Here is a 24,345-nt window from a genome sequence, read left to right on the forward strand (position 1 = left end):
CAGCTAATCCTTGACTCATGGGGCATAAACGCCAATCTAAAACTGCCAACGGTTAGCGAACTTAGACAACTCAAATACAGCTTCGATAAAGCAACGGTTATATGACCATAATTTAGTTCTTTTGTCCCAGATTGAAAATCCCAGTGATTTCAGGCTTCGCTGGGGTTTTTGTAATCATTGAACTGTAAAACTCGGGTGATAGCATAAAAAAAACAGCGGTTAAACCGCCAAGAATAAACGCACAAATTTAAATATCCCAAAAAGCATCGCTACCAGGAAAACAATCCGTAAAAGTGCATTTCGCATAACTACGGATGACATATAATCCCTCCTGACATCTCAGATTAATTGTCACTCTTTATTATACTTATATCAGATTTTCGTCAACAGTTGCTTTATTCCTTCAACGTGAAAAAATAAACTTAATAAAAAATAAGCGCCACAGACGCTTATTTCAAAGTCCCTTCTTTTATACGCTGGTACTGAACCTGCCCGGCCAAAATCTCCTCCAGGGCAATGGTAACCGACTTCTTTGATTTGCTTTTCACAAGCTGTGCAGCACCTTGTTGCAGCAATCTAGCCCGCCGGGCACTGGAAACAACCAAAGTGTACTTGCTTTCAACTTTTGTCAATAGTTTATCAATGGATGGATAAATCATTTAAGTGCCTCCTCAAATTGTTCACTTTTCGATGCCAAGCGATGGGCAAAAGTTTCCGGCTGAACCGATGAGAGAATTACATGCTGGCTGTCCATGATTAAAACCGCCCTGGTTTTCCGGCCATATGTTGCATCAATAAGGTAACCCCGCTCCCGGGCTTCCTGGATTAAACGTTTTACAGGAGCGCTTTCCGGGCTAATCACGCCGACGATCCGACTTGAAGCAACTATGTTGCCAAATCCAATATTGACCATTTGCATCTCAAAAAACACCCCTATTCTATATTCTGAACCTGTTCGCGAATTTTCTCCAGTTCAGATTTGATATTTACTGCTAGATTTGAAATTGGATATAATGCGCTTTTTGAAGCAATGGTATTGACCTCTCTCAGCATTTCTTGCCCCAAAAATTCCAGCTTGCGCCCCTTCGGTTCGTTTGTCTGCTGAACTGCGCCAAACTCTCTGATATGTTCGCGCAGCCGCACTAACTCCTCGTTTATATCAGACTTATCAATCAAAAGCGCAATCTCTGTTAACACGCGGACATCATCGATTTGCTCGTCAAGGCGGACTATACGCTCGCGAAAACGCTGTGCGACAGTATCCTTTTGAACAGAGGCCAAATTTGCTAATTCCCCCGTCATAGTTTCGATATTGGCAAGGGTATTAAGTAGATCCTGCCACAAATATTCACCTTCGCGCAACCGGTCTGCGACCAAGCTCTGCACCAATACTTCCACACCCTGGCAAAACTGGTCGGCGTCGGCCTCGCGCTGAGCACCAGCGCCAATCATATCCGGTAAGGTCAACAGGCGAACGGGATCAAAACTTTCCAATTTGCGCTCCGCCATTATTGTATCCAAAATTGTCATATAATCCTGATACACATCCTGATTGAGGCGAATATTTCCCTTTCCCTCCAGCCGTTCCGGCTGCACGCGTATGTCGACCCGGCCCCGTTTCAGATGCTTTTTTATAAGATTACGAACTGGCATCTCCAAGTGAAACAAATTTTCCGGCATTCGGCAATGAATGTCCAGAAAACGATGATTGAGAGTTCGAATATCGACAAGGTAAAGACTATCTCCTGCTTTAACGGTTCCAGATTTAAAACCAGTCATACTGGCAATCACACGCATCGCCTCCCGTCACGCAACTATTTTACCGAAGATGGTAATAGATTACAAGCATTATCTACTCGGAAGCAACAACCTCCGCATCCGTCCGAGGATGAGCGGAATTACAGATGCTCCGCCAATTAACAGCCAGTCAGACGGACATAAAGCAACTGTGTCAAAAACCTTTTGCAACACAGGATTATACACCGCCAACCCCAAGAGGGCGAACGAAAAGATTATCGCACCCACAAACCACATATTCGCACTTAGAGGCGCCGCCCTGCCACTGTCATCAGCCCGACAGGCAAGCGAGTAAATGAGCTGCACGCATATAAGTGTAGAAAGGGCCATCGTTCTAGCATGTTCCAGAGTTAAACCCCGGGCCAATCCGATGGCAAAAACCATTAACGTAAGCACACCGATACTGAGACCGGTAAAAAGGATTCCCGCCCCCATGCCTCTTGCGAGAATTCCCTCATCAACCGGTCGGGGCGGACGCTTCATTATGCCAGGACTTCCGGGTTCCATACCCAAAGCAAGCGCGGGCAGACCGTCTGTTACCAGGTTAACCCACAGAATCTGAATCGCCCGTAATGGCAACGGAAATCCGAGCAACATCGCAAAAAACATTGTACAGATTTCACCGGCGTTACATGAGAGCAAAAAGCGGATAAACTTACGTATATTATCGTAAATAATTCTGCCCTCTTCCACGGCAGCAACGATTGTGGCAAAGTTATCGTCGGCCAATACCAGGCTGGCCGCTTCTTTGGTGACCTCAGTGCCTGTCACTCCCATTGCGATTCCTATATTCGCCTCTTTTACAGCCGGAGCATCGTTTACCCCGTCCCCGGTCATTGCCACCACATGCCCCCGTTGCTTGAGAGCTCGGACTAAGCGCATCTTATGTTCCGGATAGACCCGGGCACACACCGACAACCTGTCAACCCGACGCAGCAAAGCTTTGTCAGATAGCGCTTCTATTTCAGCGCCGGTAATTACGCTGTCCTGGGAATAGGGAAGGTTTATCCGTCTGGCAATCGCAAGGGCAGTCGCCTTATGGTCGCCGGTTATCATCACCGGTCTGATTCCACCGCGCAGACATGCTAGAACCGCGCTGGCCACTTCCGGACGCGGAGGATCATCCAGCGCCGCAAAGCCAACAAACACCAGATCTGTATCAGCCTGTTCACGTTGCCGGGGGCAAGCTGCTGAAGCCTTATAGGCCAAGGCAATTACCCGATAAGCCTGATTGGCCCACTTTTCATTAACTTGTTTAATTTCCGCCACCGTCGCCGGCCCCAGGGGGGCGACTCCCCGTTGGGTAAAATAGGTGCTGCAGCGAGATAAAATCACATCGGGAGCCCCTTTAGCCAGGACAAGATAATGTCCTCGGGCAGCATGACGAACCACAGTGCTCATCATTTTTTTACTGGAGTCAAAGGGAAATTCCTCAACCGCCTCATATTTCGTTGACAGAAATCCCCTGGAAACCCCAAATTTTCGAGCCAGAACCAGCAAAGCGCCGTCAGTTGGGTCACCGATAATTGTATAACCCCGCTGCTTATCCCCCTGTAAATGAGAATTATTACAGAGGGCGCTTATCTCTGCATAGATTTCCCGGGCCTCCCCGCGCACCCTGTTAAGGCCCAGAACCTCACCCACCGGCGCATAGCCCTTGCCGGTGACAGAGAGCTGTTCACCGGCAAGATAGACCTTATCTACAGTCATTTGATTCTGGGTCAGCGTCCCGGTTTTATCAGAACAGATCACAGTCGCACAGCCCAAAGTTTCTACTGCCGGCAATTTCCGGACAATCGCTTTTCGCCTTAGCATCCGTTGTAGGCCAATGGCCAGGCATAAGGTTACCACTGCAGGCAACCCTTCCGGAATTGCGGCCACAGCCAAACTGACTCCGGCCATAAACATCTTGTATATTGCTTCACCCCGCAGCATACCCGCGACTGCCACAAAAACGCTAATCAATACACAGACTGTAACCAGCACCCTCCCTAAACGGTTAAGACGCATTTGCAGTGGAGTAGGGTCAGTCTGGGCATGCTGCATCATGCCGGCAATTTGTCCCATCTTGGTTTTCATACCGGTGGCAACAACTATGCCGCTGCTGCGCCCCCTGGTCACCAGGCACCCCATATATGCCATTACCTGTGAATCTTCTCCCTTTTCAGATTTGGCAACCGGCACAGTCTCTCCGGTCAATGGGGATTCTTCAACTTCCAAACTAATGGAATCGAAGATTCGGATATCGGCCGGCACTTTATCGCCTGCCCTGAGGAAAACAATATCGCCCGGCACCAAAGATTCCGCCGGCACCTGGGTGATTTCGCCATTACATAATACACGTGCATTGGGAGCGGTCAGATTCTGTAACGCTTCCAGCGAGCGTTCAGCCTTGTATTCTTGAGCAAAGCCCAGTATTGCGTTGAGGATTATAATTATAAGGATTGTGAGCGCATCGTGAAACTCGCCCAGAAAAGCAGAAACCAAAGTCGCTGCCAGCAGAATTAGGACCATAATATCGCCAAATTGGCTTAACAGCATTAATAGGGCAGACTTATTTGACTCTGTATCCAATTTGTTTGCGCCGTGTTTAGCCAATAGTTCTTGACGTCTCTTACCGCTCAAACCCTTGCCAGGGTCTGTATCCAGACTCAGAAACAACTGCTCCAGATTTCCAAGGTCAGAAATTTTCACAGCTCCCCCTCCCCATTTTTTATAAATATGCCGGAGGGGGCGCCAGTATTAGAGTTGTTTTTACAAGGGCTCTATTCTATACTTTAGATTCAGGGGGGATTGCAATGAATCTAGACGGCTTCTTTTTTACCGCCTTAATAAAAGAATTAGAAACCGAATTAACCGGCAGTCGCGTTGAGGAAGTGTACACGGATTCTGATAACAAACTGTATCTTCAGCTTCGGGCGCCTGGTCGCACTCAAAAACTTATGATATCCGTGATTTCGCCGCCATTTACTTTTTTCTTGGCAGAAACTGTCGGGAGTAAAAACCGAACCGGGTTTACGCAAGTTCTGCGCAATGCCCTGGCCGGCAAATTCCTGACCAAAATCACCAATTCCGCATTTGATCGCTGGGCTAGTTTCTACTTTGCCGACACACCGGACGCTTCACCCGCCTATACCCTGGAACTGGAGCTTATGGGACGCCAAAACGATTTAACCCTTACTGATAACACGAAAATCATCGCTACCTCCCGGATTGGCGACTCAGAACAGCGCACACTCCAGCCCGGGCATAGATTTACGCCACCACCAACTTCAAACAAGCTTAAACCTCAAGATCTCTCTGCTGATTATTTGGAACAACTCCTGGCTCAACGCCCCGCGGAAAAAATCGCCCAAAGTCTAGTTAGGCTGGTTTTTGGCGTCAGTGTTGTATTGGCAACTGAAATTTGTCACCGCGCCAAAATTGACCCCAGGCAACCGGCGAATATCGATGATATCCCTCACCTGATTCAAGTCATAAACGTACTGACAATGAATTGCCTGGAAAACAATGTCCGTCCGGTTGCATACTTTAATGGCAACGAATTACACAGCATTTACTGGACCGAGCTCACCCATCTCCATGAACTCAGGGAAGAACGTCTTGCATCACTGAGCCAGGCATTGGCACTGCAATTCAGCGCTTGGCGCAATCAGCAACTAATCAAAGATAAACAAAACATTGCCAAACATATTCACGCCCGACTGAAACGAACGGAAAAAAAACTCGGCAAGCAGTTAAAGGAATTAGAGACTGCCAAAAACCATCAGCAATTCAGAGAAATTGGCGACACATTGCTTGCGGGCTTATATCAAATTGGTAAAGGTCAATCAACTGTAGAACTGATCAATCCGCATAATGCAAAGTCAATGGAGATTCGGTTAAATCCGGAGCTGTCGGCCTCAGAAAACGCTCAAAGTTATTATCGCAAAGCCCGTAAATACAAAGATGCAGCAAAAATTGTTCAGCAGCAAATTAACAAAAGCCGCCAACTGATAAATTACTTAGAATCCCTGCACTATAGCCTCGAACAATGTAAAAACTCTGCAGAGCTGGAAGAAATCATCACCGAAATGCGTGAGCAGGGCCTGTTTAAAAAGCGGCAGAAAAAGTCTGCTAAGGGAGAAGCCAAACTCCGCTCGGAATTTATTCGTCAACAGACACCCTTAGGTGAGAACGTGTTGATTGGCAAAAACAATCGCCAAAATGATTTGTTGACTTTACATGTTGCAAACAAAAACCATATCTGGCTGCATGTCAGGGATTACCCCGGCAGTCATGTGATTCTCGAGACACCCGACCCGGACCAAAATTCGCTTGAATATGCGGCTTCACTGGCCGCATGGCATTCCAAGGCCCGCGGCGCCGCCAAGGTTGAAGTAGTGTATACTTCGGTCCGCAATGTAAAAAAAATCCCCGGCGGAAAACCGGGAATGGTTAATTATTACAATTACCGCTCACTTGTTATCGACCCCCGTGCTCATATGCAAACAACTCCCGCAACCGCTGGCGGAACTCCTCGGGAGGACCGACAGTAACACTGACTGGCATGCTGGTAATAGGATGTTGAAATTCTAGAGTTCTCGCATGAAGCAGATGCCCTGCAAGCTGGGGGTCGCTATGACCATAGGTTGTGTCCCCGACTACCGGAAATCCCATGCGCGAAAAGTGTACTCTGATTTGGTGGGTACGACCGGTTTCCAGTTTAACCGCCAGCAAGGTATGGCGCTGGAACCGCCTGAGAACGTTAAAGTGGGTGATTGCCTCCTTGCCGTTTTCGACTATCGCCATTTTCGTCCTGTTCTTTGGATGTCTGCCAATCGGTCCCTCAATTCGTCCCTTGTCATGGGAAACAATGCCATGAACCAAAGCCAGGTAGGTCCGCGAGATCTGCCTGGCTTTTAACATCTCTGAAAGGCGCCATTGGCACTGATTGGTTTTTGCCACCAGCAGGAGCCCGGATGTATCTTTATCCAGCCGATGAACAATTCCCGGCCGATGCGCCTCTGTTTCTGATAAGCCGACGCCAGTCCCCAGGAGCGCGTTGACAAGGGTGCCTGAATGATGCCCTGGTGCTGGATGCACCACCATTCCTACCGGCTTGTTCACAATTAGCAGCCATTCATCCTGATAGCGAATGTCCAAGCGAATATCCTCATGGCAAACTGTGTCCGGTTCGGGTAGCTGTGTCAAGATGATTGTGTCCCCCGTACCCAGAACATGACGCTTCTTTGTTATCACTTGACCATTGACAGTCACCATTCCCCTGTTTATATGGTTCTGCACGCTGCTGCGGCTTAAATGAGTATTGGTCAGCGCCAGATATTTATCCAGTCGAGTGCCTGCGCTTTCAGCGTCGACAACAAATCTATGTTCCATGTTTACTCCGCTCCCCCCGCCAGTCAACAAACAGGTCCAGGGCAAACAGCCCGACTCCAATAACTATCGCCGAATCAGCTATATTAAACACCGGCCAAAACCTAAAATCCAGAAAGTCAACAACCGGTCCGTGAAACAGCCGATCAATCAAATTGCCTGCGGCGCCTCCTAATTGCAGGCCAAAGGCAATCTGCAGCAATGCATGATGCTTCATCTGTCGTGCATAGACAATCAGCACTGTAATCACAGCCAAGGTAACAAGTATAAAAAAGAGCCGTTGATTGGGCAAAATGCCAAAAGCAGCACCCGGATTGCGTATGTAAGTAATATGGAATATATCAGGGATAATCGGCACTGTTTGCCCCACATTTAAAGAAGCTGTAACCAGGTACTTACTGACCTGGTCAATGACGATGACTAAGAGTGCCAATGAAAAAAACTTCTTCATTTCATTCCTCCTGACGGGGCTGTTCCTGCACTGAATCACTGGTCCCGTATGTTTCGAACTTCGGCCAGGTAAAGCCGGTACTATATGCAGGTTCAGAAACGGGTTTGCCGCTGCCACCCAATTCATTATCGCTGCAGCGCAGGCAGGTGCTGGCATACGGCAGCGCTTGCAACCTTTCGGCATCAATTGGCCGATGACAACTGGAACAGGTAAAATACTCCCCACTTTCTATACGTTCAAGCGCCAGCCGGATTTGGCCTGCCACATGCTCATTGTTTGCCGAAAAGGCAGCATCCATATTCCGGGTATAATTATCTGTGGCCACATCAGCTGGATGGTTGTCAAACACCGTCAGCTCATGGCTGTAATCCCGTAAATTTTCGCTGCCGTCTTCGTTCGTTACAGCTTCAACCTCTGCCAACATTTTTAAAAGCCGTTGTTTTTGGATTTGGAGGTTCATTACTGTCTTCCCTTCTAAGGATTCAAATGTTGTTGTACAATCACAATTAAATCAGCAATAAAATCGCCAATCAGCGGCAGGTTCAACACCACAAGCCGTTGCAGGATGTAAATGGTGAACGCACCCAACAACGTCATGCCGATGGCGATACCAAAACCCCGGGACAAACCACCGATGAAATTTACCATTAAATAGCGACGAGGATTGTTGAGCATTTCCAGATAATCAGCGATATTGAACTTTTCCATATTAGCCGACGCCCGTTGCAACTCTTTGTATAACTTATCTGGAATTCTAGTCTCGTCGTCCACAGTTCGCCACCCCTCTTTTACCTTTCCCCGGCAACAGCCATTTCAACCAACTTCCGGGCCAATAGTTCCCCGGGATCGATAATTTCCACCCCTTCCAGCAGTAACGGTAGCTCTGTGCAGGCAGCGATAACTGTCTCGGCTCCCCGGGTTTTAAGATGCCGGTAGACTTCTTTGGCCTGTTGCCTGCTCAATTCCACTTCCCCGGCTTTAAATCCATAAATTGCAGTCATCAAGAGCTTCTGGGCCTCGGCGTCGGGATAAAGGAATGGCACATGTTTTCTGCGATAGAGACCGGCAGCCAGAGTCCCATCGGTGGCCAAAACCCCAACCTGTCTGCAATCGGACACAGCGTCCAGGGTTACAGAGATCATATTGACGAATTCTATGGATAGATTACGTTCAACCACAGGCAAAAAATAATGGGCGGTGTTGCAAGCGACAGCCAGTAGATGGGCACCTTGATTAATTAACCCTTGGGCCATTTGCGTAAGTTGTGAAACGACAGGTTCCGGCTCATTATGTAAGATTGCCAAAGTCCGGTCGGGAACAGCAGGATTGCTGTCGACAAGGACACGCAGATGCTCCTGTTCATTCTCTACCGGTAGCGCTTGATAGAGTTTGGTCATGAAATCTACTGTCGCCATTGGTCCCATACCGCCTAGGATACCGATTGTCTTCATCATTATACTTGTGGCCTCCTTCACACTAGTTGTAGCTGCCACAGGCCCGTCAAAAATTAATTATACTGCATCCCCTTAAGCCAGGCAAACATTTCCGGTAGCCAGCAAAGATAACTGCCGGCCAAATCCCGGGTACGATACATCCAACCAGCGAACCGGCCCAATCCGGGACTGGCCATCGGCACGGCTGGCCAACAACGCCGCAGCCATCAGCAGGCGATGATCCTCCGAGTAGAAATTAGCTGGCCGAAAGCGACGCCCCCCCCAGATCACAAGCCCATCTTCCACTTGCTCACAATCCACTCCAAACCTCTTCATCAGCGTGAGGATGCCTGCGAGACGATCGGATTCTTTAAACCGCAGCTCCCTTGCCCCCCGGACCACAGTTCGGCCGCGGGCACAGGCGGCCAGAGCGGCCAGTATCGGTAATTCGTCGATGCAAAATGGAATCACTTCCGGGGGCACATCGATGCCCCGCAGCTCAGATTCTCCGATTATCAAGTCTGCAACTGGTTCGCCATGCAAACAACGAGCATTGGAGTATTGAATTGTTGCGCCCATTGCTTCTAGAAGCTTTAAGATGCCCGTTCGGGTCGGATTAATGCCAACACCAGTGAGTGTTATTTGTCCTCCCGCTGCTGCACATGCCAACCAGAAAGCCGCTGCCGATATATCGCCCGGAACGGTGTACTTAGCGGGGAAATTTAAGTTTCTGCGCCCCTGCAGGGTGATGGAGGGCTCTCTTGTCTTCAGATCAGCTCCCATCAGCTTCAGCAACCGCTCGGTATGATCACGGGTTTGCTCCTTTTGAATAATCTCAGTTTCGCCGTCAACAGCTAAACCTGCCAGCAATATCGCGCTCTTTACCTGGGCACTGGGCACTGTCAGCTTGTGAGTTGCCGGCTGTGGCTGGCCTGGGGCAATGACCAGTGGCAACTGGCCGTAATTGTTTAAGTAATTTACATGCATCCCCATTGTCTGCAGATAGTCGCCTACCCTGGCCATTGGGCGCTGGCTCAATGATTTATCACCAATAATGTGCAGGGAGCCGTTGGTGAAGTGAGCGCCTAGTCCCATCATTAAACGTGCTGTGGTCCCAGAATTTCCAGCATAAATCTGACATTTGCGCTTTTGCCAGCCAGTTCTAGGGCTGCTGGTCAAGAGCTCCGCCCCCTGCCAGGAATAGTTCCCTCCCAGGGCATGTAAAGCAAGCAGAGTATGCAGGCAATCCCGTCCGGTATTGAGATTACTTACCAAGCTTTGCTTGCCGGTCAGAAAACTAAAAATCAACGCCCGATGGCTGATAGACTTGTCTCCGGGAACAAAGGGCTGGCCACAGATGTTGACAGGGCCGTCTACGATAATTTCCTTTGCCGCATGTTTCGCCAGCAATCACGCAACTCCTTTCCTTCAAACTCAACCTGAGCCACTCCCCCGCCTTTACGAGGCAGAATTATTGTTACCAAATCAGAGCGATTCTTTTTGTCCCGTTTCATCAGCGCCAGCAATGTATCGCCGGAGATATCCGGCAATGGCGGCCGCGGGGTCATGCGCAAACGGACCAAAAGCTTTTCAGCATAATCAGCGGCCAGCAGCGCTTTGGAGACAGCCAGATGAATACTGAATTCAAGACCCCAAAGTACTGCTTCTCCATGCCATAATCCAGAACCCGCCGCCTCCAGGGCGTGGGCTAAAGTATGTCCCAAGTTCAAGACCTGCCGACACTCCCTTTTGTCCAACGGGTCGGACGCCACAATCTGATTCTTGTAGCTAAGGCACCTGGCGATCATAGCTGGAGCTGGAAGTTCCGGCCGGAAAGATGGTAATTCGCCCCATAACAACTGGTATTTACAGACCTCACCCCAGCCCGAAAATAACTGACGCGGCGGCAACGTATGGAGAAACTCAGATGCCGCCCACACAAGCTCCGGAAACCAAAAGGCACCAAGCAAATTTTTCGCTCCGAGAAAGTTTATCCCGCATTTGCCGCCAACAGAAACATCCACCTGTGCGAGCAAAGTTGTGGGAACCAGAATTGTCCTGATACCCCGTTTCCATACAGACGCGGCGAACCCGCCCAAATCGCACAGAGCACCGCCACCAAGGATAATTAAATAGGAATTCCGAGTTACATTATGAGCATTAAACCAGTGCAAGATCCTGTTTAGATAGCTGGGAGATTTGAGACCATCGCCCAAGGAAGGCAAAACCAATTGAGCATCAGGCTTTATCCCTTCAGTTGCCAATTTATCGCCGTGTAAAGCGATTACAATTTTCTCGGAGAGCAGCAGCACTTGTGCCTGGGGTTTGAAAGCCGCCGCCATTTCCTCCAGCTGCCTGCCAATAAATATCCTGCACTGGCCGTGGGGATGATAACCCTCTAAGATTTGCATGCCTGAGTCCTCTGCAGCCATTTATTCTGCAAGCTTTGATAAGCGGCGTTCAATTCAGAAAGGGTGTCGCCTCCCAGTTGCTTTACTAGGCTTGCCGCCAACTCCCAGGCACATACAGCTTCCGCAATGGGCGCCACCGCGCCAACGGCGGTAACATCATGCCTGAGAACCGGTGCCGGCGCCGGTCTACCGCTGACCGTATCAAAGCTGGACAGGGGTTGATCCAGGGTCGGTATTGGCTTTACCGCCAGTTCCAGGATAATCTGTTCTCCGTTGCTCATCCCACCCTCAATGCCTCCGGCGTTGTTAGTTTCCCGTCGGAAGTGCCCGTCTATCGGGGTAAAGGCATCGTGGTATTGGGAACCGGGGGCGTTTGTCAACGCAAAAGCCTGCCCAAATTCCACCCCTTTCACCCCAGGGATACCAAACATTGCTCCGCCTAAAAGCACATCCAGTCGCCGGTCCCAGTGGGCAAAAGTGCCTACACCACCACAAAGCCCGGTCACAGTAAGTTCGACCACACCTCCTAGGGTGTCCCCCGTTTCCCGTGCCTGATCCAAGATTCGGTCATACTCAGTTCTACCGGCGATGGTTTTGATTCGACTTTTTATCTCAATTCCTAGGGGCCGAAGCAATTGCAGAGCTAAACCGCCCACAACTGTACGCACAACCGTCTCCCGGGCGCTGGCCCTCTCGGCCACATCATGGATGTCAGCCAGCTCATATTTTACTAAACCGGGCAAATCGGCATGTCCGGGCCGGGGAACAGTCACGGGGTTTTGCGGACGATCCCTTACCTGGTTGGGAACAAGCACCATTATCGGCGTGCCCAGAGTACGGCCCTGGGCAACACCTGATACGATTTGAAACTTATCCTGCTCGGTTTTCATCCGCGGCCCGCGCCCCGGCGCCATGCGGCGGCGTTCCAGCAACTCGGCCAGCGTGGCCTCGTTCACCGGAACCTGGGCAGGAAAACCTTCAATAATTGCCCCTACCTGGTTGCCATGGGACTCACCGGCTGTAAGAAATCGCATCCGTTCACGCTCCTTTGCTAATAGTATGAACAAAAATGGGCGCTGAAGCGCCCGTCTTACTCAATTTCACTGGCATTTAAAGATCCAAACCGTTCAATCTCACTCCAATCGTCGCTGTTAACTATCTCCAACTGCGCTTCCAGAAGACTGCGGAAACGGCTGCGGAAAACATGGGCCTGCTTGACCAGCTCTTCAACTTCACGCTGAATTTTCTTGGCCCGAACCTGGGATTCTTCAATACCCCGGCGGGACTCTCGCTCAGCTTCCTTACGAATCAGCTCCGCTTCGCTCATCGCAGTTTCCTTGACTTCTTTGGCAGTCTGTTGAGCGACAACTATCGCATTATGCAGGGTTTCCTCAATCTTTGTATAATGCTCGAGCTTGTCTTTATATTCCTCGATTTTCTGCTTCATTGCCATATTTTCTTTGACGATTGCCTCATAGTCTTTAACAATCCGATCGAGAAACTCATTTACTTCATCTTCATCATATCCACGAAAACCCTTGCTAAATTCTTTGTTGTGAATATCCAATGGCGTTAATGGCATATTCTTCACCCCCATCCTGATTTTGCGCTGATACACTAGAATTCGACAATTTCCGAATTTATCCTTCAGCTACATATACTTTTTTACGATTATTTTCAGGCGGCCCTTTCTCGTCTCAGGCCCCAGTTCGGCCAACTCAACCCGGCCCTTGCCACGAACAGAGATCACATCGCCGGCATTCAGTTGGAAAGAGGGTTGGCTGATCTGACGCCAATTAACCTTGACTTTTTCGGATTTAATTAAATCTACAACTCGGTTACGGCTAGTTCCCAGTCCGGCGCCTAATACCGAGTCAAGTCTGGCGGAAGCGACAGTGGTCGATACAGTTCGTACCGGCTCTTGATTATATTTTACTGTGTACGGCGGCACTTCCACCGCAGTGGCCTTCAGGCGGTTAATCTGATCAATTGACAGTAAAGTTGCGCTGATTTCCTCAGCCGCAAAGACCTGTGCGCCACCATCAAATGTTAAGATATCGCCAACCATATTGCGCTTGATCCCCAATCCCAAAAGTGCACCTAGATAATCCCGGTGCGATAAATGCCGGGTGTGGTCTGAGAGTGAGATTTCCAGGAGATTTATCGGAAATTCGATATCATCGGGACGTAAATAATCGGGGTAAATGGCAAGTCTTTGATATTCTGCGTCAGGATAGCCCCCTGACTCTGAAAATCTAACGCCAAAATAATTTCCGACCAATGGGCGAACAAAGTCCCGGTGAAAAGGGTCGAGAAAATCTGTAAACTTCGTCTGCTGGCGTTCACTGACAATATCACAACAATCAAGCACTCTTGCGATTAGAATTTTTTCTACACCCTGGGGCAGTCCATCCAAAAATTTTCGATTCACTTACAACGCTCCCCGGAGAAAGCTTAGTAAGATCAGCAAAATTATCGGCGCCAGATCAAGGTAACCATGTCCCATTTGGATTGGTGGAATAACTTTCCGCAGCGGCGCTAGCACAGGTTCAGTGATTGCATGTAAGACAGCGAACGCTTCACCAAGCAACCCACCGGGGCGGGCGGGAAACCACGAAAGGATAATTCTAGCCCAGAGCAAATATGTGAAAAAAACAACCAGCCTGCTTAAGAAATAGTTTATTGGCATCCTAGTCACTCCTTAATTAGAAAAAATTGCACTGCCGACCCGGACCATGTTAGCCCCAGCTGCCACAGCCAGTTCAAAGTCATCGGACATACCCATGGAAAGCCAGCGCATCTTAACATTGCCCGGCAATTTGCCGGCGCCTGTTTCAGCGAATTGATTGGCAAGGTTAGCATACCACGAGCGTGTTTGCTGACTATCGGCTTCCAGGGCGGGAATAGTCATCAATCCCTGGATTTCGAGATTGTTCAACTCCGATAGAGATGTGATGAAATCCGGAAGTTCGCCAGGCAAAATTCCTGCCTTATTGGGATCCCGGGCAATATTCACCTGAACCAAACAGCGGAAGCGCAGATCTTTTTTTAAAGCGTATTCATTTAGCGCCACAGCAAGCGGCCAGCGGTCCAGTGAATGAATCAAAGAAAACTGTGGTAAATACTTAATTTTGTTAGTTTGGATACGGCCAATCATATGCCAACGAACCTCCGCTTCCACCGCCTGTAGCTTTTTCAATCCTGCCGGCAATCGGTTTTCGCCAAAATCGCAATGTCCGGCAGCAATTAAAGTTTGAATTGCATCTACAGACGCAGCTTTACTGACCGCAATCAGGCGAATATCACAGGGGTCTCTCCCTGCCGACTGGGCAGCCCGCTCTATTCGCCTGCGAATCTCGATTAAGTTGGTTTGTAAACTATCCATTCCTTAGCCACCACCGTTTCAAGAATGAAGCCCATCTCGGCGGAACAAGAACTTGCTGGCCCTCACGGAGACAGGACACATATACAGATTCACCATCAGCATAGTATTCTTCAATTGCAGCATATACCGGCGTGTTGCCTCTAAGCACAAAAACCCCCGTCTGATCGCCGTCGGAATAAAGCGCCTCCTTAGGCAATTCTGCCCTGAAAATATTATCTTCAACCACAGAGACAGAAAGTTGACGTTCCAAGACAAACCGATCTGGCAATTCGGGGACAGACCAGAGCACCCAAAATCTATCATTCTTTAAAAGTACATCCCGGACAATGCCCCGTGCCCGCACTGTGCTGCCTGTCGATGAAGAAATAAGCAAAGTGCGCGCCGAATACTCAGGATAACCAGCCAAAGGGGTCAACAATTGAAAAGAAATGTTCTCAATAATTGTTGCAAGAGCCTGTCCCTTGTCAACACCGAAGCTAGATTGGGTCTCGACGCCATGCTCAATAACTGCCTCAGCAGCGATAATGGTATCCGGGCTCAATTGCGTTTGCAGCCCTAGTTTTTGTTCATGCCCATCGGGATGATAATTTACTAAGCCCGCCATCGGTGTTGTAACGGCCAACCCAGCCTGTTCGTTGAACACAGCAATTGTCTGACCGACCCTAGTCCTGCTCCCATTATCAATACTTGGCTCATATGTGCCCGTAACAGGCGCCGCCACTATATGTTCGTTCCGCAGTACCACCGAACCGGTCTCGGTGACAACCTCATGGTTGGTATAGCGAACTACAACTTTCTGCACCAAACTTACCTGCAAGCGGTCGAGGAGCTGAAAGCCTAATAACAGCATAACGAAACAGACGGTAATAATTAATAAATTCCGTCGGAGATTTAATCTTCGTTTGGCTGTTTTGCCGCCTTTTACCACTGTGAACTGGCGTTTTCTCATTCTCTTCCACCTCTGCCCCAGTAATTATAACATAGAACAGAGTGCAAATTAAGCTTTCATTCTTTAAGCGGCCAGGACTGGGCGACCTCGACTAAAATAACATCCTTGCCCAATTTCCTAATTTTCTCCCACGGCACCTCCAATTCCTTTTCGGTGGAGGAAAATAAACGCCACTTGCCCTCTCCCGGGAGTATCATTGCCTTCACAGTTCCTTCATTGACGTCCAGAACTAAATCATGAATTCGGCCCAATACCTTACCGTTTTCCAAATTTACAACCCGTAAACTTTTTAAATCTGATATTTTCATAGCACTCCCTCCCAGTACATGATATGACTAGAGCCTCATCAGATAAAACAAAAAGGTCCGCCGGGACCTTAATTATCTTCTTTAATATACTTCCGTAGATTTTTTAACGCCGCCTTTTCAAGACGTGAAACCTGGGCTTGGGAGATGCCAATTTCATCGGCAACCTCCATCTGCGTTTTACCTTCGAAAAAACGCAGGTTTAAAATAGATTTCTCACGTACGTTCAGCCGATGCAGCGCCTCTTTGAGGGCGATTTCTTCCAACCAGATCTTATCGCTCTGTTTGGCATCGCCGATTTGGTCCATGACAAAAATCGGATCGCCGCCGTCGTGATAAATTGGCTCAAAAAGTGAGACGGGCTCCTGAATAGCATCTAGGGCAAACACTACCTCTTCCCGCTTTACCTGCAGCGCCTCTGCAATTTCGGCCACTGTTGGTTCTCTGGCATTTTTATTAACCAACTCATCCCGGACTTGCAGCGCTTTATATGCAACATCCCGCAATGAACGACTGACTCGAATTGGATTATTATCCCGTAAATATCTGCGGATTTCACCGATAATCATCGGAACCGCATAGGTGGAGAACTTTACATTCTGACTGAGATCAAAATTGTCAATTGCCTTCATCAGACCGATACAACCGACTTGAAACAAATCATCAACACATTCACCGCGGTTGTTAAACCGTTGAATCACACTGAGAACCAAGCGCAGATTTCCATTGATCAACTGCTGTCGGGCAGAATAATCACCCTTTTGCAGAGAAACAAATAGACTGCGCATTTGTGCATTTTTAAGGACCGGGAGCTTCGCTGTATTGACCCCGCATATCTCAACTTTGTTAATCACAGATGTTGCCTCCCTGTATGGTATGCCAGTACAGCATAAAGTATCTCCCGGGCGGCTTAAAATATGCGGGGGGAACATCCCCATCTTATCCCAGTCTGGCCATCTCTTTCTTAAGACGCACAATAATTTTTTTCTCAAGCCGAGATATATAAGATTGCGAGATTCCCAGATATTCGGCAACCTGTTTCTGCGTCCGTTCCATGCCGTCGCCTAAACCAAATCTAAGCTCCATTATTTTTCGCTCCCGGGCAGAAAGTTTATCCAGAGCGCCCAAGAGCAATTTCTTGTTAACCTGGTATTCAAGATTTTTGTGGATCACATCTGGCTCTGTTCCCAGTACATCTGACAACAGCAATTCATTGCCGTCCCAATCTACGTTAAGCGGTTCGTCAAAAGACACCTCCGCCCGAAGCTTATTATTGCGCCTCAGGTACATAAGTATTTCATTTTCTATACATTTGGAGGCATAGGTAGCCAGCTTGATTTTCTTTTCCGGGTCAAAGGTATTGACTGCCTTAATCAATCCAATCGTACCTATAGAGGCGAGATCTTCCAACCCTATCCCCGTGTTTTCAAACTTTCGGGCAATATAGACCACAAGCCGTAAATTGCGTTCAATCAAGACCCGTTTGACAGTTTCCTCGCCATCACTGAGTTTTTGAATTAAATAAGATTCCTCATCCACGGAAAGGGGGGGCGGCAATGCTTCATTACTACCGACAAAGTCAAAATCTGCTTCCGGCATAATCCAGGCCGTAAGCTTGTAGAACCACAACTTTACCGACCAATAAATCCTAATCCACATCTTTCTCACTTAATATCACCTTCTTCCAAAGAATGAATAGGAAACGCAATCACTGGGTATGAGAGCGATTTTTCGGCTTTACTGCGGATTGCCACAAACACCTGGGTCAACATAATCCGCTGCCCTGCGGCGGCAATTGTAATAGAATCAGGGCGAAAACCTGGTAACATACCAGTTCCGCCCACGGATTTGTAAGGAAAGAGCGCGACCCGGGTGGCCACCGGCGGGGGCGGCGGACGGGTAAAATCCTCCGCCCAAACGGCCAGATCCTTAGCCAATTGGGCAATGACATTTTGCTCGCAGAGTATAACTGGCCATCCGTTCACGGGATGGCGGAGCGTGTTTCCTGAATCCAGTAATGCCTTTGCCTCAACCCTTCGCCCATCTAATGCGATACTGACCACACCCAGGTAGGATACTTGCTTTTTAAAGCGCTGGGCAACAGCGCTAATCAATCCAGCGGAACATAATATAACTATCGAGCCAGCCAAAACCCAGAATACAGATACATTGTCCAATTTGGCGTTACCCAAAACAGTGCCTGATACAGAAAAAATAAAGCTGTAAATCACTCCCCCTGTGAGCTGCCCCACTATCAGCAAGGTCAGGCTGCGGGCAAACAAGCTTTTTAAACGGGGAGCATAGGCAATCCAGGCCATCGCCACAACGCCACCGAGCCGACAAATCCATTCTATAAATATGTATTGGCTGTACACAAAAAATATGAAATAGATTCCTGTACCGGCCAGGGCCGCCAACAGATACCGCTTCCACCGAGGCGGTTGCAGCAGAATCCAGCCGCCGACAAATATTAGCAGCAAGTTTATCAAAAAATTTATTGTCAACAAGATATCTAAATAAACAATCACCGGGCAACACCTTCCCCCCTCAGAATAGCAAAAAAAATATGCGAAAAATGTCAAAAAAACCGGACAGAACTTAATCTGTCCGGTTTTTTTTTCGCACATAGGCCGGGATTTCGATTTGATTCTCCCTTTCTTCCAGGGGCTTCCAATTTTCCGTTGTCTTTTGTTGTCTTTTGCCCTCGATGCCGGTGGCGATAACAGTGACGCAAACTTCGTCCTTTAATTCCTGATTTATCACCAATCCATAGATTAGATTAACGTTTTTATCGGCGTGCTCCTTAATTATTCTCGCAGCTTCCTTTGCCTCAGTGATACTGAGGTTTTCACCGCCAGTGACGTTAAGGATGACACCTTTGGCCCCTTCAATCGAGGTTTCCAGCAAAGGACTATTGATGGCTACTTTCGCCGCCTCAATCGAACGGTTCTCACCTTTGGCCCGTCCGATTCCCATCAGCGCGGCGCCGGTTTCCTCCATAATTGTGCGCACATCGGCAAAATCCAGGTTAATCAGACCAGGATTGGTGATTAAATCCGACAGCCCCTGGACGCCCTGGCGGAGCACATCATCGGCGATGCGAAAGGCTTCGACAATCGGTGTGCTTTCTTCCACCACCTCATACAACCTGTCGTTGGGAATAACAATCAGGGTATCCACAGCTGCGCGCAAAGCTTCTATACCCTTTTCGGCATATAACTCCCGGCGACGCCCCTCAAAGGAAAATGGCTTGGTGACCACTCCGACGGTGAGCGCGCCCGAAGCTTTAGTCAGTTCAGCGATTACCGGTGCAGCACCTGTACCAGTGCCGCCCCCCATGCCGGCAGTGACAAATACCATGTCCGCACCAGCGACATGTTTTTGCAGCTGCTCAATGCTTTCTTCAGCAGCTTTACGGCCCACTTCCGGGTTGGCGCCTGCCCCCAATCCCCGGGTCAATTTGGCGCCAATCTGGATGCGGATATCAGCCCGAGACATATGCAATGCCTGGGCATCAGTGTTAACAGCGATAAACTCTACCCCTTTGACGCCAGCATTAATCATCCGGTTTACGGCATTATTGCCGCCACCGCCAACGCCAATGACTTTTATATGCGCATATTGCTCCATATCAATCTCTAAAAACTCAACCATTACCGTCCCTCCCTATCCGAACAATTCTGAGAACAATGATTTGATTTTGTTAAATACAGGCCGGCTGTTTCCCTTGCGGGCAGGTTTCTTCTGTGGGACAACCGGGCTCACACCGGCAACATAATGCAGCAAGGATGTACTGGCAGTAAATGAAGGATCTGCCACACCGACCTGACCGGGACGGTAAAGACGGACATTCGTTGTCAGCTTGCTTTCAGCTATTTCCAGCAGCCCGGGGAGCTGACAAGCACCTCCGGTGAGAACTACACCGCCGGTGGGTGGTTGCTGAAAGCCAGCCCTAATCAATTCTGTCCGGATATAGTCAAAAATCTCTTCCACCCGCGGCTGAATATAGTAGACTAACTCAGCAGCCGGAACATCAACGGGTCGAGATGCACCGACACTCTCAATGCTGATTGAACCGTCACCAGCATGTTCCGGACTGGCAGCTCCGTAAACAATTTTTATCTGTTCAGCTTGTGCATAGGGAACCTTTAAACCGTGAGCCAAATCGTAGGTAACTAAATCGCCGCCCTGGGGAATGGACACAAAGTGCCGGAGAACATCATTTTCAAAGATTGATATCTCTGTCACCCCGCCGCCAATGTCAATCAGGGCACACCCCAACTCCCGTTCATCCGGATTCATGGCCAACATACCAGAGGACAACCCCTTTAAGACAATGCCGCCCACCTCTAAATCGGCCCGTTCCACACAACGTTTGATATTTTGCACATAGGTGGCTTTGCCGGTTACAATCAGTGCTTCCATTTCAAGGCGGACACCAATCATCCCCTTAGGATCTATAATCCCATCATAACCGTCGACAACGTATGTAATCGGCCGGATATTGATTATTTCCCGCTCCGGTGGAATTGCCAACACCTGAGCTGCCTGCATTACCCGCTCAATATCCTGATCGGTAATTTCCCGGTCTTCATTTTGAACGGCTACTACACCCCGATTGCGCAATAAGCTGGTCTGGGGTCCGCCAATTCCAACATAAACCTGGTCAATTTCTTCACCAATCATACGCTCTGCCTGCTCTACGGCTTCCGAAATTCCCTTGACGGTAGCATCAATATCAATAATTGTGCCCCTTTTCAGGCCGCTGGAGCGACTCTGGCCGATACCGACAACATTAATCTGGCCATCGCGGTCGAATTCGCCAACTATTGCGCGGGTATTTGTAGTCCCAATATCTAAACTGCATAAAAACTGGTTTTTTGACATCTCTATCCCCCCGCATCGTTCTAAATAATGTATTCAACACATGTTGTATTTTCCCTTTCTATTCGCTTAAAAATTATCATTATCCGCATCTGGCTCTGGAATTTGCTCAGATTCCGACTCTGGGTCAGGTAAAGAATCATCCGGCTCCGTTGTTTCGTATGGGGTAAAACTAACTACACCTTGTTTGCCCCGTAAATCGATCGTTCCCCTGAGTGCTTGTCTCCGCAGTTGAGCCAACATAGCCAGGAGATCATTTACCCTGTCATCTAATTGGTGAGGGCTGGCCAGGATTCGGTAGCCGTCGGTGGTAAATAATTGTAAATTCACCGGATAATGTTCTATATTTACTTCTGAAAGCTCGGTTTCTATCAGCAATAAACTCTCAATCGACCTGAGGGCAGCCGTCACCGAGTCGTGGAGAGACAGGTCAACGCCTGCATCTACACGGATCTCGTGGCCGGTTATGTAGGGCAATGAAAAGCCGCTATTTTCCGAAAGAATTAATCCTGTCTTACTGACTATGTATTCGGAACTAGATTCACTATCGGCAATTAAAGCCAGCGGACGCTGCTCCGTCACTTCAATCAAGATTGAATTGGGAAACTGCCTTTTAATTTGGACCGATTGCAACCAATAATTGCTGAGCAGATCTTTTCGGGCTTGTCCCAGATTGATGCGCCAAAAATGTTCGCCCTCCCGAATCGAGGATTGCATAATCAGCGATTCAGCTTCCAGATTATCAGTGCCTATAACCGTCACATCCGCAATTAAGGCCAGTGGTGATGCCAGGTACAAGGCGCCCAGACCCAGTACAACAAACAAGGTAAAAAGGAGCCAGAACCCATTTCTGGCTCCCCGTCGCTTCTTTTTTACTTTCGCTCTGTGCGGATACATAACAATATTGTCTCTCAAGAGCAAACCCCACCTTCTGTCCTCCGGATATCTGCGCCCAATGAACGTAATTGCTCCTCCAGTGAAACATAACCCCGATCGACATGCTCAATGCAGTCGATTATTGTAGTTCCTTGGGCGATTAACCCCGCTACGGTCAGGGCCGCCCCGGCCCGCAGGTCGGTTGCTTCAACTAGCGCCCCGGTCAATTCGGGGACACCCCTGATAATTGCAGCCCGGTTATCAATGCTAATATTCGCCCCCATACGTCTCAGCTCATCCACATGTTTAAAGCGACCGTCAAACACCATTTCAGTAACAATACTGACCCCGTCTGCCACCGCCAATGCCGCCATAAAAAAGGGCTGCATATCGGTGGGGAAACCGGGATGGGGCGCTGTGGTGATTTTGTCTACCGGCCCCAGACGTTCGGGTCCGGTGACAGTTATCCAGTTTTCTCCTGTTTCTATCCAAGCGCCCATCTCCACCAGTTTTCCGGTGGCCAAAGTCAGATGCTCGGGAATAACTTTTTGGAGTGTTATTGTCCCACCTGTTGCTGCCGCAGCCACCAACAATGTCCCGGCAACAATCCTGTCCGGAATAATATCATATGTGGCGCTGCCCAGTTCCTCAACTCCATCTACTCTGATTTGATCTGTGCCGGCTCCGGCAATTTTCGCGCCTAGCCGGTTAAGAAAGTTTTGTAAATCGACAATCTCCGGCTCCCGGGCTGCGTTGCTGATAATGGTGGTGCCTTTCGCTGTGACCGCTGCCATCATTATGTTTTCTGTAGCGCCCACACTTGGATAGTCAAGGTAGATATTTGCCCCCTGAAGCTGTTTTGCAACAAATTCTATTGAGCCATAGCTTTCCCTGACTGTAACCCCCAGGCGTGCCAACCCCTTCAGATGCAAATCAATGGCCCGGGTTCCAATTGCACACCCACCCGGATAAGTTACCTTTACTCTGCCCAATCTTGCCAGCAGCGGTCCCACAACAATAAAGGACGAGCGCATCTTTCGCATCAGTGGCTCAGGTATTTCGCCGTCGGCAAGACAACTGCTATCTATGCGCAGCACACCTTCTGCATATGAGGCCTTAGCTCCTGAACATTCAAGAATCTCTGCCATAATTTCAACATCTGACAAAGCAGGCACATTGCCAATAGTACAAACACCTTGGCTAAGCAAACAAGCAGCCATTATCGGCAAAGCTGAGTTTTTGGCGCCATGCACATCCATCAAACCGCGTAAAGGTTTTCCACCATTGATTATATATCGTCCCACAGTTCTTCCCCTTTCCCATGCAGCTCTATTCTGAATCATTGTATGCACATGGAAAGTGGGCTGTGTGTTATTTACCCATTCATTGAATACCGGGATATGTTTAATAAAATCCCAATGCAACCGAGGGTAATTAACAATGAAGACCCCCCGTAGCTAATTAGTGGCAAGTTTATTCCTGTCACTGGCAGCGAGCCGGTGACCACGCCGATATTGATACTGGCTTGAACGGCGATTATCGCTGTTAGTCCCAAGGCCAGGAACTGGCCAAAGGAATCGGGCGCGTTCATCGCTATCCGGAATCCCCGCCATATTAAAATCAAAAACAATAAAATTACAGTGGCACCGCCAATAAATCCCATTTCTTCGCAAATAATCGCAAAGATAAAGTCATTCCATGGTTCCGGTAAATATAGGTATTTTTGCCTACTAGCGCCCAATCCCACACCGGCAAAGCCGCCGGAGCCGATTGCCAGCAGTGATTGGATAATCTGCCAACCGTGCTGGGTCGGATCCCGCCAGGGATCAGTAAAGATTAACAAGCGCATCAATCTATACGGCGCAATCCAAATCAACGCCACGATGCCGGGAATTGCAGCCGCAGCCAGGCCAATCAGGTGCCAGACATTAACACCGGCGCCAAAGAGCATGACCACGATACTGCCGACAATTGCCAATCCGGTCCCCAAATCGGGCTGGAGCATAATCAAACCAAAGTTAAGACCGGTGATTAGTAATACGGGCAGCAAGCCACGTCTAAATTGCTGAATCATCTCCCGTTTTACAACCAGGTAATTGGCGGTAAACAAAACAAGGGCAAATTTTGTGAAATCAGAAGGCTGAAAACGCATGAACCCTAAATCAATCCACCGCTGGGCATCTGTTCTTGCTACGCCAATCCCGGGGATAAGCACTAATCCCAGAAGGATAAAATTTATAAAGAAGAACAACTTTACGAATCGACGCCACTGCCAATAGTTAAAATTCATGCAGACAAACATCGCTGCTAACCCGAGAACCACAAAGATAAACTGGCGCCGAAGATAGTAATAACTGATTCCATATAAATACAATGAGTTAACCGAGCTGGAACTGTAGACCATCACCAGCCCAATAGCCAGCAAAACAAAAGTGGCTAAAATCAACAGGGAGTCCGGCGCCCCTTTCCGTTTCATGC

The 24,345-nt window shown here is 48.8% G+C and carries 27 protein-coding genes; 1 reads left to right on the plus strand and 26 read right to left on the minus strand.

The genetic code is table 11. The features are described from left to right. Nucleotides 1-449: 449 nt before the first annotated feature. From FH749_05875 to FH749_05890, 4 genes are read right to left on the minus strand one after another with little or no spacing between them, the layout of a single operon-like run. Entirely contained in the window at nucleotides 450-659 is a 210-nt protein-coding gene (locus FH749_05875; protein ID MTI95005.1) for a DNA-directed RNA polymerase subunit omega, read from the minus strand. After that, on the minus strand, nucleotides 656-919 hold the full coding sequence (locus FH749_05880) for a DUF370 domain-containing protein (GenBank protein MTI95006.1): 264 nt from the start codon (nucleotides 917-919) through the stop codon (nucleotides 656-658). Before FH749_05880 ends, FH749_05875 begins: the two co-directional genes overlap by 4 nt. A 14-nt stretch (nucleotides 920-933) precedes the next feature. Next, a complete protein-coding gene (locus tag FH749_05885) occupies nucleotides 934-1,797 on the minus strand; it encodes a YicC family protein (protein MTI95007.1) in 864 nt (287 codons plus the stop codon). A 51-nt stretch (nucleotides 1,798-1,848) separates the two neighbouring features. Beyond that, nucleotides 1,849-4,491, minus strand: coding sequence for a cation-translocating P-type ATPase (locus tag FH749_05890; GenBank protein MTI95008.1), 2,643 nt, complete (start codon nucleotides 4,489-4,491; stop codon nucleotides 1,849-1,851). A gap of 104 nt (nucleotides 4,492-4,595) precedes the next feature. Between FH749_05890 and FH749_05895 the strand changes: the two genes are divergently transcribed. Next, on the plus strand, nucleotides 4,596-6,335 hold the full coding sequence (locus tag FH749_05895; protein ID MTI95009.1) for a fibronectin-binding domain-containing protein: 1,740 nt from the start codon (nucleotides 4,596-4,598) through the stop codon (nucleotides 6,333-6,335). Here the strand turns inward: FH749_05895 and FH749_05900 are convergent. The 22 genes from FH749_05900 to spoVE form a co-directional block, all read right to left on the minus strand. After that, on the minus strand, nucleotides 6,262-7,176 hold the full coding sequence (locus FH749_05900) for an RluA family pseudouridine synthase (protein ID MTI95010.1): 915 nt from the start codon (nucleotides 7,174-7,176) through the stop codon (nucleotides 6,262-6,264). The two genes, FH749_05895 and FH749_05900, sit on opposite strands and share 74 nt — an antisense overlap. Beyond that, a complete protein-coding gene (gene lspA, locus FH749_05905) occupies nucleotides 7,166-7,624 on the minus strand; it encodes a signal peptidase II (protein MTI95011.1) in 459 nt (152 codons plus the stop codon). The genes FH749_05900 and lspA overlap by 11 nt, the downstream gene beginning before the upstream one ends. Before the next feature lies 1 nt (nucleotide 7,625). Then, the gene (locus FH749_05910) at nucleotides 7,626-8,084 is read right to left on the minus strand and encodes a hypothetical protein (protein ID MTI95012.1); all 459 of its coding nucleotides are present in this window, start codon (nucleotides 8,082-8,084) and stop codon (nucleotides 7,626-7,628) included. A gap of 14 nt (nucleotides 8,085-8,098) precedes the next feature. Then, nucleotides 8,099-8,395, minus strand: a complete 297-nt coding sequence (locus FH749_05915) for a hypothetical protein (GenBank protein ID MTI95013.1) — start codon at nucleotides 8,393-8,395, stop codon at nucleotides 8,099-8,101. Nucleotides 8,396-8,412: 17 nt separating this feature from the next. Next, entirely contained in the window at nucleotides 8,413-9,078 is a 666-nt protein-coding gene (locus FH749_05920; protein MTI95014.1) for an amino acid racemase, read from the minus strand. Between the two features lie 72 nt (nucleotides 9,079-9,150). Next, entirely contained in the window at nucleotides 9,151-10,467 is a 1,317-nt protein-coding gene (aroA, locus tag FH749_05925; GenBank protein ID MTI95015.1) for a 3-phosphoshikimate 1-carboxyvinyltransferase, read from the minus strand. Then, entirely contained in the window at nucleotides 10,431-11,489 is a 1,059-nt protein-coding gene (locus FH749_05930; GenBank protein MTI95016.1) for a 3-dehydroquinate synthase, read from the minus strand. Before FH749_05930 ends, aroA begins: the two co-directional genes overlap by 37 nt. After that, complete coding sequence (locus FH749_05935) at nucleotides 11,456-12,502, minus strand: chorismate synthase (protein ID MTI95017.1); 1,047 nt, start codon at nucleotides 12,500-12,502, stop codon at nucleotides 11,456-11,458. Before FH749_05935 ends, FH749_05930 begins: the two co-directional genes overlap by 34 nt. 56 nt (nucleotides 12,503-12,558) lie before the next feature. Continuing rightward, the gene (locus tag FH749_05940) at nucleotides 12,559-13,050 is read right to left on the minus strand and encodes a DivIVA domain-containing protein (protein ID MTI95018.1); all 492 of its coding nucleotides are present in this window, start codon (nucleotides 13,048-13,050) and stop codon (nucleotides 12,559-12,561) included. Nucleotides 13,051-13,119: 69 nt separating this feature from the next. Beyond that, nucleotides 13,120-13,899 (minus strand): hypothetical protein, encoded by a 780-nt coding sequence (locus FH749_05945; protein MTI95019.1) that lies wholly within the window; start codon nucleotides 13,897-13,899, stop codon nucleotides 13,120-13,122. Next, nucleotides 13,900-14,157 carry a YggT family protein gene (locus FH749_05950; protein ID MTI95020.1) on the minus strand — a complete coding sequence of 86 codons (258 nt, stop codon included), beginning with the start codon at nucleotides 14,155-14,157 and terminating at the stop codon, nucleotides 13,900-13,902. A 12-nt stretch (nucleotides 14,158-14,169) separates the two neighbouring features. Then, nucleotides 14,170-14,853: a YggS family pyridoxal phosphate-dependent enzyme gene (locus FH749_05955; GenBank protein ID MTI95021.1), complete on the minus strand. Its 684-nt coding sequence runs from the start codon at nucleotides 14,851-14,853 to the stop codon at nucleotides 14,170-14,172. Further along, nucleotides 14,846-15,802, minus strand: a complete 957-nt coding sequence (locus tag FH749_05960) for a hypothetical protein (protein ID MTI95022.1) — start codon at nucleotides 15,800-15,802, stop codon at nucleotides 14,846-14,848. The genes FH749_05955 and FH749_05960 overlap by 8 nt, the downstream gene beginning before the upstream one ends. A gap of 56 nt (nucleotides 15,803-15,858) precedes the next feature. Continuing rightward, complete coding sequence (locus FH749_05965; protein MTI95023.1) at nucleotides 15,859-16,110, minus strand: YlmC/YmxH family sporulation protein; 252 nt, start codon at nucleotides 16,108-16,110, stop codon at nucleotides 15,859-15,861. Between the two features lie 68 nt (nucleotides 16,111-16,178). Continuing rightward, nucleotides 16,179-17,039 carry an RNA polymerase sporulation sigma factor SigG gene (gene sigG / locus FH749_05970; protein MTI95024.1) on the minus strand — a complete coding sequence of 287 codons (861 nt, stop codon included), beginning with the start codon at nucleotides 17,037-17,039 and terminating at the stop codon, nucleotides 16,179-16,181. A gap of 7 nt (nucleotides 17,040-17,046) precedes the next feature. Further along, nucleotides 17,047-17,766 carry an RNA polymerase sporulation sigma factor SigE gene (sigE, locus tag FH749_05975; GenBank protein MTI95025.1) on the minus strand — a complete coding sequence of 240 codons (720 nt, stop codon included), beginning with the start codon at nucleotides 17,764-17,766 and terminating at the stop codon, nucleotides 17,047-17,049. Nucleotides 17,767-17,771: 5 nt separating this feature from the next. Further along, nucleotides 17,772-18,734 (minus strand): hypothetical protein, encoded by a 963-nt coding sequence (locus tag FH749_05980; GenBank protein MTI95026.1) that lies wholly within the window; start codon nucleotides 18,732-18,734, stop codon nucleotides 17,772-17,774. Further along, nucleotides 18,706-19,761, minus strand: coding sequence for a cell division protein FtsZ (gene ftsZ, locus FH749_05985; GenBank protein ID MTI95027.1), 1,056 nt, complete (start codon nucleotides 19,759-19,761; stop codon nucleotides 18,706-18,708). The genes FH749_05980 and ftsZ overlap by 29 nt, the downstream gene beginning before the upstream one ends. A gap of 12 nt (nucleotides 19,762-19,773) precedes the next feature. After that, nucleotides 19,774-20,994: a cell division protein FtsA gene (ftsA, locus tag FH749_05990; GenBank protein MTI95028.1), complete on the minus strand. Its 1,221-nt coding sequence runs from the start codon at nucleotides 20,992-20,994 to the stop codon at nucleotides 19,774-19,776. Nucleotides 20,995-21,060: 66 nt separating this feature from the next. Continuing rightward, on the minus strand, nucleotides 21,061-21,888 hold the full coding sequence (locus tag FH749_05995) for an FtsQ-type POTRA domain-containing protein (protein ID MTI95029.1): 828 nt from the start codon (nucleotides 21,886-21,888) through the stop codon (nucleotides 21,061-21,063). A 14-nt stretch (nucleotides 21,889-21,902) separates the two neighbouring features. Further along, on the minus strand, nucleotides 21,903-23,210 hold the full coding sequence (gene murA, locus FH749_06000; GenBank protein ID MTI95030.1) for a UDP-N-acetylglucosamine 1-carboxyvinyltransferase: 1,308 nt from the start codon (nucleotides 23,208-23,210) through the stop codon (nucleotides 21,903-21,905). Between the two features lie 32 nt (nucleotides 23,211-23,242). Beyond that, complete coding sequence (gene spoVE, locus FH749_06005) at nucleotides 23,243-24,343, minus strand: stage V sporulation protein E (protein ID MTI95031.1); 1,101 nt, start codon at nucleotides 24,341-24,343, stop codon at nucleotides 23,243-23,245. Between the last annotated feature and the right edge of the window lie 2 nt (nucleotides 24,344-24,345).

Source organism: Bacillota bacterium (genome assembly GCA_009711825.1).
GTDB lineage: Bacteria > Bacillota > Proteinivoracia > UBA4975 > VEMY01 > VEMY01.